Raw genomic sequence first — 11,623 nt, forward strand, 5'->3', positions numbered from 1 at the left:
ATTCCTTGCTTCACACTTATTCTACAATGATACAAGCTACCCATTTTAGTTTCTTATATTATTGAGGATTTTAAGGACCGTCTGGAAAAATACTTCCTGTTCTTCTTCAGTAATGCCTTCCAAGGCCTTTCCTTCGATTTTTTCTGCAATCTTAAGACATTTTGTATGTACCTCTTTGCCCCGGGGGGTCAGTTCGATTCGTTTTTCCTGTTCATCTTTACCAGGAACTTGTTTAATCATATTATTCTGTTCCATGCTGTTGACCGAACGTGTGATGATCACACTGTCTACATCCAGGTAACTGCAAATATCGGGGATTGTGGAATAGCCACAGTTCTTTAAGTAATTCAGGATTGTCCACTGATTATGGTAAATTTCAAGGGCTGTAATTTGTTCATTCATTTTGCTGACTAATGATCTCGATACTTGTAAATATTGATGAAATAATTGAGTAGGGTTCGTCATATGATTCTCCTTTATAATGGTCGACCAGTCCATTATATTCTTTAATTCTTAAAAGTCTATTGTAAAGAATCATTTATTTCAGTCAATGTTTATTTTTGGAAGCAAAGCGGGGGAGGGTAAAATTCTGGCAATGAATGAATTGAGGGAAAGCTCAGTCTTCCCAAATCTCAAACAACAAAGGGGGAAGCATCTGCACAATCACAAGAAGAACCTTAATCATGATGGAATATATTTCAGCCTAGAGACAAATTCGAGAATTCATGTTTGCCTGCAGTTTTTTTGTGGTTTGTCCATTTGGACGTTTATTTCCGTTCCAGGCACTCGCCGCGGGCGGTCCGGGGAGCCACCTCGGCTTACACGTGCGGGGTCTCCTTGGACGCGCTTTTCCCGCAGGAGTCTCGAACACCCGAATCAATTTTGTTATAACATTTAGTTAGAAACCATACCTGAGGAGTTGAAGGTGCTGCCGGTACATCAATTAAAGATAGATACACTTTCCGGACCCCTTTTAGGCTACTGCTTGCAATATATGATGGGAAGAATATATTTTTCTTTGAAATGGTCCATAAGTGCCGACGAAATTGGTAAAAGTATAAAACTCGCTGAATGCAGTATATCCTGCAAACAAAAACCAGCCTCTAAAAAGTGGCTGGTTTTTGTTTAAAACTTATCGCTGGTGGAGCGGTGCTTTGTTTCTTTTTTATTTCGTTCTTCTTGCTGTTCATATTTAATTTCATCAATTGGTAAATCATCAATGGGCATGACCACTTGATCACGTTCCAGCTGTTTTTCCTGATTTTTCTTGAAGGCCTTGGATTTATCATTACGCTCCTCAATATACTTTTCTTTATCTTTATTATCCAATGTCAATCCCTCCATCTCTTTGTATCTCTTTTTCCCCTTATTGAGAAAATAAAACGTATAAGCGAAATATATGTGACCCCGTTTCATAAATATAAGGAGAACAGGAAAGTGCAAGGAGGGTTTGTTCAGTGAATGTCGCCGTCTTTTTTCGCTGGTTTTGGAGGGGGATTCTCCTTTTAGTCATATTAATCGTCATTCCCTATTCATGGGCGTTGATTTTAGCGTTGCTCACCGCCATTCTTTTGGATGGATTGGTCAGAATGATTGGTGAAACGGCAAAGCTGCATCGTTTTTGGGCCGTATTGATTTCATTTGTTTTATATGTAGGCGGGCTTATGAGCATCACTTATTTTTCTTTTTCGGTATTAATCAAGAAGGCCATTGTCTATTCGGAAGAATTTCCCGGTTTCATACGTGAAGTGTATTTGACGGCTATATTGCCAGTCATCAGGCAATGGGAACGGTATTCGCAAACTTTGCCGCCAAATCTCATCCAATCGGTGGAACAGACGATGGAAAAGGGAGTCATGGCTCTGGAGGGGTTCGCAGAGGGCTTTGTTCAGGATATGGTTCAGTTCGTTACACTCATTCCGGGATTTTTCATTGACTTTTTAATTTACTTAATCGCTTTATTCTTAATCAGTCTTGAATTGCCTAAATTAAGAAAAAAGGCAGTCTTTTATTTAAAGACATCCACCTATCAAAAGATTTCGCTAGTTTATCAAGATTTAAGTATGGCAGCCGTAGGCTTCATTAAGGCACAAATCCTGTTGAGTTTAATAACGTTCATCATGGCTTATGGAGGACTATGGTTGTTAAATGTAAAGTATATGATCCCATTGGCACTGTTAATAGTGGTTGTGGACATTCTTCCTATCTTGGGGACGGGATCTGTGCTGGTTCCATGGGCAGCGATCGTTTGGGCTCAAGGAAATCATCATCTTGGTATTGGCCTCATCATCCTATTCCTGGTCATTACCATCATAAGAAGGACCATTGAACCAAAAATCTATTCAGCAAATATGGGATTAAGCCCCTTGGCATCGTTGGTCAGTCTTTATTTAGGGTTTAAGATGCTTGGTTTCCTTGGGCTTTTCCTTGGACCTTCGATACTGATTGTTTATGATACGTTAAAGAGGGCAGGTGTCATTAAAACCAACTTCAAAATATGAAAGATTATTAGATGTTTTTGGCCTGATTTCTTAAATTTGACATATCTTTTACCGCTTTACCTTGACCGTTGCAATGATTACAGTCCCGGGAAAAGAATTGAAGATAACGGGTTTTCCCTTTCCCTTTGCAGTGCTGGCAAATGGTTATGAGTTTCATGATTCTTCACTCCTTCAAAAAGTATCGCTTTTTTAACAGTATGAAACAATAAAGGTAGAACTATACTTCATCCAATGTTAAATGAAGCAGGTTTTATATAATATGTATTTATTTTATTTCATGTACCAGTTGAAAAAAAATAACCCCCGCTCCTATTGTTTTAGGAACGGGGGTTATTATCATGAAACGATTTCGGTTTGTGATATGATCGGGAATTCTTTCACTTCGCTTACGACTTTTGCTTGTTTATATATTTCAATATAACGAATATGGTGATCTTCCATTTCCTTTATCCTGAAGTTATAGGGACCATAAGTCAGGATATCACCTTGTTTGGCCTCATAATCCTCGGTCAGGATCCATCCGCCCATCGTATCAATATCTTCATCATTGATATCCAATCCAAGTAAATCATTCACTTCACTGACTAATACCTTGGCATCGATGATGTAGTGATCTTCTTTTAATTTGCGGACATCGGGAACTTCATCCAGATCGAACTCATCGCGGATATCGCCAACGATTTCTTCAAGGATATCTTCAACGGTAACCAAACCTGACGTACCGCCGTATTCATCCATGAGGATGGCCATGTGGATCCGTTCCTTTTGCATTTTTAAAAGTAAATCGTGAATCGGGATACTGTCAATGACACGGATGATCGGACGAACATATCGGTCGATCGTTGACGCTGCCTGATTGTTTCTGTCTATCATTTCAGTGAATAGCTCTTTGATATTGACCATTCCGATAACATGATCCTTATCACCATCAATGACAGGATATCGCGTAAAATTCTCTTCCGCCATTACGGTGAAAAACTGCTGGATTGTATCATCTTTGGATACCGTTGCAATTTCTGTACGTGGAACCATGATTTCTTTTGCGATCCGATCATCGAATTCAAAAATCTTATTCACATATTTAAACTCTGATTGGTTAATTTCGCCACTTTTGTAGCTTTCGGAAACAATGATTCGAAGCTCTTCTTCTGTATGAGCCAAATCATGTTCGGAAACCGCTTTTAATCCTAGCATTCTTGTAAGCGTCCTTGCAGAGCCATTCAGTACCCAGATGAATGGATACATGACTTTGTTAAAGGCAATTAAAGGTTTCGAAACCAATAATGTTACTTGCTCCGCTTTTTGAATCGCCAATGTTTTCGGTGCCAATTCTCCAACAACGACATGTATGAACGTAATGAAAGAAAAGGCAATTGCAACCGAGAGTGCATGTGAAGCTGAATTTGGAAGATTCAATTGATTCAAGAGTGGGTGCAAAATGTTTTCAACTGTCGGTTCCCCAAGGAATCCAAGCCCTAGAGCTGTAACGGTAATTCCGAGCTGACAAGTTGAGAGGTATTCATCCAGGTTGGAGATGACCTTCTTTGCTGAAATAGCATTCCTCGTTCCTTCTTCAATTAATTGATCGACCCTCGTGCTTCTCACTTTAACAATCGCAAACTCCGTAGCTACAAAAAATGCTGTTAAAGCAATTAAAATGGCAATAAGAACCAAGTTTATTATGTCCAAATAGTCTCCCTTAACTCGCCTTCGAGACGAATAAGGAGTACACCTCCTACATTTTTAAAATATACAAGTATATTTTTTTTGCCGTGCTGAATATTTTCGGGATTGCTTCAAAAAGGCCTGTGGCCATAGTTGTGCAGCCGCTTGAACTCCCATTTCTTTTAGTGATGAAGAGAATAATAGTATATGCCGATTAGCGATGCGTAGACGGGAAATAGAAGAATTTCTGTCTGAAGGAGTGCAGCCATTTTCCAAAAGGATGCACATATCCGTTACGCAAAGCAGCGCCCGTCCGTCAAAACGAACATTCTTTAATGCCCCATCAAATCACCTCAATCTAATTAATTTAAATACTTTCATTATAGAAAGAGTTAATCATTCAGTCAAACAGCTTACGGCACCTTAAATCCGGAATATTGCTTGTAAAGGATCAGTTTGAGCTAATAATTAGCTGTTTTTGACTGTTTTCTCTACTTTATTGTAACATATTATAGAATATTCAGAAAACTGATGGCCGTTTCATAAAAAATTGGTCCGTTTCATTATTTTTTTGATGGTACAAACATATTCTATAGAAACCAAGACAAGTTTTAAATGCAAGAATTAAAGGGGGTGGCAGCCATGAAAATCATGGAACGGATGGCAGCGATCATTGCCGGCAGCATGCTTGTAGGTGTGGGAATCAATTTTTTTCTGATACCTTATCATTTATTGGATGGCGGCATGATAGGGATTGGGCTGATTTTTCATTACTATATAGGACTTCCGACAGGACTGGGTGTGATTTTGAGCAGCATTCCATTATATATATATGCTTGGTACTTTGAAAAAAAATTATTCCTGAACAGCTTGCATGGCTTGCTTTTTTCCTCTTTATGCATCGATATTTTTTCCGACGCTGTCACAGGATGGAACCTTCCCATTTATGTAAGTGCGATAATCGGGGGAGGGTTGATTGGACTTGGCATCGGTTTAATGCTTCGGTATGGGACCTCTACAGGCGGAACCGATATGTTGGCACAGATCCTTTCCAGGAAAAGTGGACTCAATGTAGGTCTGCTGATTTTTTTCATTGATGGGTGTGTACTGCTTTGTGGATTGAGCGTTGTGGGGACTTCAATCTTTTTATATTCATTTTTAACGATCATCGCGGTAGCCATGCTGACTTCAGTCACCGTAATGCGAACCATTTGATGTTAAATTATGTATAAAAATCTGAAAAAAGGAAAGGATGGGCAATATGAAGAGGACAGATTTTTTAGTCTAATAAATAGTAAAGGGAAGTTCATATGAAAAAACTTTATATGTGTACTGCGTTGTTAGTTATGTTGGCAGGGTGTCAAGAGTCTGAAATGCCAGAGGATAAGGAAGTTAACAGTGCTGTTCCAGAATCGATGGATGCATCAATTGTCATTAAAGGGAAAGTGGAGCCTGGAAAAGAAGTCATTCTTGAAACGACAGTGAAACAGGGAAGCCAATTGGTGAATGAAGCTGATGAGGTGCTGTTTGAAGTGAGAAAGTCCGGACAGGATAAACGGGAAATGCTTGAAGCAAAGAATACTGGAAGTGGCATGTATCAAGTGATGCATACTTTTGAGGAACAAGGCAAATATATTGTAGTGTCCCATGTAACGGCTAAAGGCCTTCATGTAATGCCTGAAAAAGAAGTTGTCGTTCCAGGACATGAAAGTGAAGGTGCATCGGTTCATCCTAGTACGGATGTATCTATCGGGTTTCAAAGTAACCCTGTAAAGGCAGGAAACAGTTCGAACTTTGAAGCGACGGTTGAATTGAATGGGAAGCCACTGACAAATGCAGATGTGAATTTCGAGGTGTGGAAGGAAGGCAGCGAAGAGAGTCATTTCACCAAAGCTGAAGAAGAAGGGAATGGAACATATCTAAATAAGGTATCTTTCGAAGAAGCGGGAACCTATAAGGTCCAGGTCCATGTTGAAAAAGACGAAGTGCATGAACACCAACTGCAAACCATTCATGTCAATTGATTGTTTTTTGGATCGAGTCGTTTAAACAGGTTTTATTACTTCGTTAAATGGGAAGTTAAAGGATAACGGTACAGCAGAAAGGGAGGGTAAGCATGAATAATCAAATAATCAACAAGTATAAAGATCTCGGGATACATATTGAAAAAACGAAATCACGGCAGGAGATTTTCACTAATGTTTCACAAAATGATTCATCCTTACTCACTGCCGCTGTTTTTTCTCAAATTTCCCAAAAAGGGGAGCTAAAAGAATATTGATGTAAAGAGACCGGAGTACATAACTGCTGGTCTTTTTTTGTGCAATCCTGAATGTGGTGCATTGTGAAACTGGATATGAAAAATCGAATAGAACGTTATGAGCTGAATAGGATAGAAGGACAAACAATTTGAAATTAGTGGTAAGGGGAGTCCGATAGCATGATATCACAGCTTATTATGACGATATTGAATTGGTTTGCGGAAATGGGCTATATGGGGATTTTATTGGGGCTGATGGTTGAAATCATCCCGAGTGAGCTTGTTCTTGGATACGGTGGTTATGTGGTCGGCCTGGGGAAAATGAATTTTTGGGGAGCTGTTCTTGCCGGTGTGGCAGGCGGGACGATGGCACAATTATTTCTCTATTGGGCGGGGTATTACGGAGGAAGGCCCTTTCTCTTGAAATATGGAAAATATATTCTAATTAAAGAAAATCATATTGTACATGCTGAAGAGTGGTTTAAGCGGTATGGCGTGGGAGTGGTTTTTACGGCTCGATTCATTCCGGTTGTTCGCCATGCCATTTCCATCCCTGCCGGAATTGCGAGGATGTCCGTATGGAAGTTTATATTTTATACGGTTGCGGCTGTCATACCTTGGACCATATTGTTCCTGACCTTAGGAAGGATCCTCGGCGAGAATTGGCAGCAAATCCGGGAAATAACTGAACCTTATCTAATACCGGCTGCTGGTTTTTCCTTTATCCTCATCATGCTGTATATCTTATGGAAAAGAAGGAGCACACCTCCAATCGTAACGGTCAAAAAAATGGGACGGTTTCCCGATAAATGAACAAATCGTAAAAAACAGCCACGTAAAATAACCTTTTACGTGGCTGTTTTTGATCATTAACCTTGGGTAAGATCCTCTTCAAGAGGAAGATGTACGACCTTTTTTGTAACCTCGATGGAGCGGATGGCGTGATCTTCCATTTCAATCACTTTAAAACAGAATCCGTCTTTTTCCATGATGTCCCCTACCTTCACATCATAGTTTTCCGTAAGGACCCATCCGCCTATCGTATCGACATCATCTTCTTCCAAGTGAATGCCAAGTAGATCATTCACTTCCTTTACAAGAAGTTTAGAGTCTAAAATATAATGTCCTTCTTTAATTTTCCTGATTGAGGCAACTTCATCGATATCGAATTCATCACGAATTTCCCCAACGATTTCCTCGAGGATATCCTCGACTGTGACAAGTCCGGAAGTTCCGCCGTATTCATCCATCAAAATAGCCATATGAATGCGTTCTTTTTGCATTTTTAACAGCAAATCGTGAATTGGTATATTTTCCATTACCCGAATGATCGGACGAGCGTAATTTTCAATCGCTTTGATATGGATTTCCCGGTTCTTGATAAGATCCGAGAAAACTTCCTTTAAGTTCACTAGGCCGATGACATGGTCTTTATCACCTTCGACAACAGGATATCTAGTGTATTTTTCCAATTTGGCCACATCGACGAATGCCTGTACCGTTTCATCCTTGGATATGGTCATGATTTCTGTCCGTGGAACCATGATTTCCTTGGCAACTCGATCATCGAATTCAAAGATGTTATTTACATATTTAAATTCCGACTGGTTAATCTCCCCGCTTTTATAGCTATCTGACAGGATGAAACGCAATTCTTCTTCCGTATGGGCTATTTCGCTTTCGGATGCTGGCTTAAAGCCAAATAATCCGACAACGAATCGGGAAGAATGATTCAAGGCCCAGATGAAGGGAAAGGCTATCTTATGGAAAAAAATCAGCGGGCCGGCAATTGCCAAGGTCACTTGCTCAGCCTTTTGGATGGCAACCGTCTTTGGAGCCAATTCACCTACAACCACATTCAGGAACGTAATCAGGGAAAATGAAATGACAAATGTCAGAATGCTTGTAACTTCTTGTGGGATATTCAAGGCATTGAATAAGGGCCCAACCAATTTGAGGACGGTCGGTTGTCCTAGCCACCCCAGTCCAAGGGCAGTAACGGTAATTCCTAGCTGTGTCGCGGATAGGTATTCATCAAGATCGGATGTAACCTTCTTTGCCGCAATGGCTTTTTTGTTTCCTTCTTCAATCAGTTGATCGATCCTGGAGCTGCGAACCCTTATGATCGAAAATTCCGAAGCTACAAAAAAGGCTGTTAAAGCAATTAAAATAATGACAAATAAAAAACTTAATATGTCCAATTAGTGTGGGACTTTATTGAATCGCCAGATGTGCCGAACGATTTAATTATCCCAGTCACCTCCCAAAACCAATAATGAATGAAATGATATTAGTATATAAAATGTTAGATGGAAAAATAATGCGCTATCTTGTATGAAATCAGGTTTTTATTTTCAATCTATAGGATCATTCACCTCGATCAGTAGTGGAACCTTCCTATTAGTATAAGTAACTGGACGTCAATCAGTCAAAAATTTCACACTAAAAGCCTAAGGAAAAAAGGATATTTATCCATTATTTAGTTTTTAATTGTATGGAAAAGGTCGTTAGGAAATCGGTAGAGTGACAGGATAATGTTCCTTGATGCTTTAAAACGATTTCTTTACAGACGAATAATCCCAATCCCGTTCCTCTTTTTTTTGTGGTGATGAATGGCTCAAAAATATTCGGCAGGACGTCGTCAGGTATCTTCGGCCCATTATTCGATATATTTAAAGTAAGAATGCCGGGTGGCGATTCAGAGCCTGAAATGTAAATGGATGGGGAAGGCATCCCTGCAACCACATCAAGAGCATTTAATATAATATTTAATAAAACCTGACGGAATTCTTCTTTAGAACCCGAAATTACGGCATCCTCGGCAATATTGCATGTAATGGAAGCATTAACTTCCAAAATGCTGGGATATAAAAATTCGATCACCTCATTCACAAGCTGAGCAATGGAAAATAGATCAGGTTGTGTTGTTGAAGTTTCCTTTTTGGAAATATTAAGAAATTGCGTGATCCGGTAATTGAGCTGATCCAATTCCTTTGAAATGATATCAAGGTACTTTATCTCAGGTTGTTCTGCCTGTAATAATTGTATGAATCCCATGATGGAAGTCAGTGGATTTCTGAATTCATGGACAAAGCTCGAGGTCATTTGGCCAAGGAGCGTCAAACGGTCTTTATGGTTTGGGCTTATGAATTGATAGCGTTCTTCAAGTTCCATCGTTTTCAATTCGGTATAATGGGATAATGCAAAATGAATGAGTTTATCGAAGTAAACGTTTACCCGTTTTATTAGAGCCGATATTTCTTCTTTGTGTGCTCCGGAATTCAAAATGTGCTCTAAGATGACGGATCTCCCGATGGTTGCAGTGGAAAAGAAATTTTCCATATCCAATTGCTTAGTAACGCGATCAGCCGCAATTTTTTCCCCTACGACCTTCAGTACATCGTCTATGTCAGTATCCGATTTTCCAACCTGATCCATTAGCAAATTAAAAATATTTTCCACTTCTCCTTTAAAATACCCCAGATATCCGTCCGGTAAATGCAGCAACTCATCTTTCCATTTGGAAATGATACTGTTTTTTTGAGAAGATAAAAAGTGAATGGTCATTTCTCGATTAGATACCATTTTGCCCTCCATACTGTAGGAAAATGAATTTACTTTTGACCCAGAAAGTGCTTTATTTGAATAAAATTACAAAATATCAAAATAATTACAACTTGTTTTCATGATAACAGATTACTGTTCTTTTAACATGTGTCAATTGGATAAATATTCGGCAATCAATCAATAAATACCTTTTTTTGACACAGTTTTATTACAGTAATTACAGGAATAAATAACAAAAAAAGGTATCCGTAAAGTTAATGACGGTTACCTTTTTTATGAAATGCATATGGTTCGATGTGTACGATCACATGCTGGATATTATATTCCTTCAGAAGATTTTCTTCGATTCTAACTGTAATATCATGACCTTGAATGACGGTCAAAAGAGGGTTGACATGAACGGTAGTTTCGAGCAGGATTTCACTTCCGTGCATCCGGGCTTTAATTTCACTCATGTCTTTAACACCCTCTGTCAATATAATGGTTTGTCCGATCTTTTGCAGGAGCTGCTCGTCGAAACCATCGGTTAAAGAGATGGAAGCATCACGAAAGATATCCCAGGCCGTTTTGCATATGATGACCCCAACGACTGCTGCAGCTATCGCATCCAGCCAAGGGATTCCCATCTTAGTACCGATGATTCCAATGAAAGCACCAACACTGACAAGGGCATCGGAACGATTATCCTGAGCAACGGCATAGATGGAAGAGCTGTTGATCTTTTTACTTAATGTAAGGTTATAACGGTAGATTCCGTACATGAAGATTGCAGAGAATAGAGCGACATAACCGGTCAGCATACTGGGAACGGTTGTTGAATCTTGGTGAAAGAAGGATTCAATGGCACTGAATACAACCTGAAGGCCCACTGTAATCATGATGAAGGCAGCTACCAATGACGCTACGGTTTCCGCCCGTAAATGACCATATGAATGATTATCATCAGGAGGTCTCTTTGAAATTTTCAAACCAATCAAAACGGCTATGGAAGCGATGATGTCGGTCGTATTATTTAAACCATCAGCCCAAAGCCCTTTAGAATCTCCGAAATAACCAAATGACAATTTTAGAGCAGACAAGAATATATAAGCGGCAATGCTTATGTAGGCGCCTTTTTCAGCTGATATCGAATGTTTATCCATGTCCATTCCCTCCCCAATGTAAATTAGGCTTAATAAAGATACCAAATCAAACCTTAGTGAGTCTATAGAAAAATTGTCATATTTAGCCATCTAACTTGGTTTTCAGCAGGTGTATTGAAAGTCTGTAAAGATGTTGGATAAACGAAATGATATTTACATGATGGTAAAATGTGAATTCGATGACATGTACAGTTTCTTTAATTCTCATTTAAAGAAACTAATAGTATATTCTAACCGTTGATCGAAAATTAAATACTTCCACAAGGGGAGCCTAAAGGCTGAGAGTGAAAGGTTCTGATTCAGGCATTTTGAACCTGATAGTCAGCACTGATGCAGGATGTGGTTTGGGCAACAATTAGCAACCCGGTGTCTTTCGGCTGCTCCGAATGTAATACTGAAAAAATCCTATTAACAAAAAGGCCGGATTCTATATGAATCCGGCCTCAGACTGTAGACAAACTCGATGAAAATCGAGTTTGTCTATTTTT

The 11,623-nt window shown here is 39.3% G+C and carries 11 protein-coding genes; 5 read left to right on the plus strand and 6 right to left on the minus strand.

Translation table 11 applies throughout. From position 1 onward, the window contains the following. Nucleotides 1-45 precede the first annotated feature (45 nt). Nucleotides 46-465, minus strand: a complete 420-nt coding sequence (locus tag ADA55_RS01275) for a MarR family winged helix-turn-helix transcriptional regulator (RefSeq protein WP_034314851.1) — start codon at nt 463-465, stop codon at nt 46-48. 660 nt (nt 466-1,125) lie between these two features. Then, nucleotides 1,126-1,329: a hypothetical protein gene (locus ADA55_RS01285; protein ID WP_082162770.1), complete on the minus strand. Its 204-nt coding sequence runs from the start codon at nt 1,327-1,329 to the stop codon at nt 1,126-1,128. A gap of 128 nt (nt 1,330-1,457) precedes the next feature. On the opposite strand from ADA55_RS01285, the gene ytvI reads away from it, so the two are divergent. Continuing rightward, nucleotides 1,458-2,501: a sporulation integral membrane protein YtvI gene (gene ytvI / locus ADA55_RS01290; RefSeq protein ID WP_176702826.1), complete on the plus strand. Its 1,044-nt coding sequence runs from the start codon at nt 1,458-1,460 to the stop codon at nt 2,499-2,501. 336 nt (nt 2,502-2,837) lie between these two features. Here ytvI and ADA55_RS01295 read toward each other — a convergent pair whose 3' ends face one another. Continuing rightward, nucleotides 2,838-4,190 (minus strand): hemolysin family protein, encoded by a 1,353-nt coding sequence (locus tag ADA55_RS01295; protein WP_048678061.1) that lies wholly within the window; start codon nt 4,188-4,190, stop codon nt 2,838-2,840. A 618-nt stretch (nt 4,191-4,808) separates the two neighbouring features. Here ADA55_RS01295 and ADA55_RS01300 point away from each other — a divergent pair. The 4 genes from ADA55_RS01300 to ADA55_RS01310 all read left to right on the plus strand — a co-directional run bounded on the left by ADA55_RS01300 (nt 4,809) and on the right by ADA55_RS01310 (nt 7,239). Then, nucleotides 4,809-5,381 (plus strand): YitT family protein, encoded by a 573-nt coding sequence (locus ADA55_RS01300; protein ID WP_048678063.1) that lies wholly within the window; start codon nt 4,809-4,811, stop codon nt 5,379-5,381. 95 nt (nt 5,382-5,476) lie between these two features. Beyond that, nucleotides 5,477-6,190 (plus strand): FixH family protein, encoded by a 714-nt coding sequence (locus ADA55_RS01305; protein WP_048678066.1) that lies wholly within the window; start codon nt 5,477-5,479, stop codon nt 6,188-6,190. Nucleotides 6,191-6,282: 92 nt separating this feature from the next. Continuing rightward, complete coding sequence (locus ADA55_RS29045) at nt 6,283-6,447, plus strand: hypothetical protein (RefSeq protein ID WP_153246081.1); 165 nt, start codon at nt 6,283-6,285, stop codon at nt 6,445-6,447. A 159-nt stretch (nt 6,448-6,606) separates the two neighbouring features. Then, nucleotides 6,607-7,239: a DedA family protein gene (locus tag ADA55_RS01310; RefSeq protein ID WP_048678071.1), complete on the plus strand. Its 633-nt coding sequence runs from the start codon at nt 6,607-6,609 to the stop codon at nt 7,237-7,239. 56 nt (nt 7,240-7,295) lie between these two features. Here the strand turns inward: ADA55_RS01310 and ADA55_RS01315 are convergent, their stop codons facing one another. The 3 genes from ADA55_RS01315 to ADA55_RS01325 form a co-directional block, all read right to left on the minus strand. Further along, entirely contained in the window at nt 7,296-8,627 is a 1,332-nt protein-coding gene (locus tag ADA55_RS01315) for a hemolysin family protein (protein WP_048678073.1), read from the minus strand. Between the two features lie 274 nt (nt 8,628-8,901). Further along, entirely contained in the window at nt 8,902-10,011 is a 1,110-nt protein-coding gene (locus ADA55_RS01320) for a sensor histidine kinase (RefSeq protein WP_053087350.1), read from the minus strand. A gap of 236 nt (nt 10,012-10,247) precedes the next feature. After that, the gene (locus ADA55_RS01325) at nt 10,248-11,141 is read right to left on the minus strand and encodes a cation diffusion facilitator family transporter (protein WP_034314822.1); all 894 of its coding nucleotides are present in this window, start codon (nt 11,139-11,141) and stop codon (nt 10,248-10,250) included. Between the last annotated feature and the right edge of the window lie 482 nt (nt 11,142-11,623).

It is taken from the genome of Bacillus sp. 220_BSPC, assembly GCF_001054655.1.
GTDB classification, from domain to species: Bacteria; Bacillota; Bacilli; order Bacillales; family DSM-1321; genus Peribacillus; species Peribacillus frigoritolerans.

Coding starts and splice junctions, on each gene's coding strand:
- ADA55_RS01275 (WP_034314851.1), bottom strand. CDS start 465: ATGACGAACCCTACTCAATTATTTCATCAATATTTACAAGTATCGAGA.
- ADA55_RS01300 (WP_048678063.1), top strand. CDS start 4,809: ATGAAAATCATGGAACGGATGGCAGCGATCATTGCCGGCAGCATGCTT.
- ADA55_RS29045 (WP_153246081.1), top strand. CDS start 6,283: ATGAATAATCAAATAATCAACAAGTATAAAGATCTCGGGATACATATT.
- ADA55_RS01320 (WP_053087350.1), bottom strand. CDS start 10,011: ATGGTATCTAATCGAGAAATGACCATTCACTTTTTATCTTCTCAAAAA.
- ADA55_RS01325 (WP_034314822.1), bottom strand. CDS start 11,141: ATGGACATGGATAAACATTCGATATCAGCTGAAAAAGGCGCCTACATA.
- ADA55_RS01305 (WP_048678066.1), top strand. CDS start 5,477: ATGAAAAAACTTTATATGTGTACTGCGTTGTTAGTTATGTTGGCAGGG.
- ADA55_RS01310 (WP_048678071.1), top strand. CDS start 6,607: ATGATATCACAGCTTATTATGACGATATTGAATTGGTTTGCGGAAATG.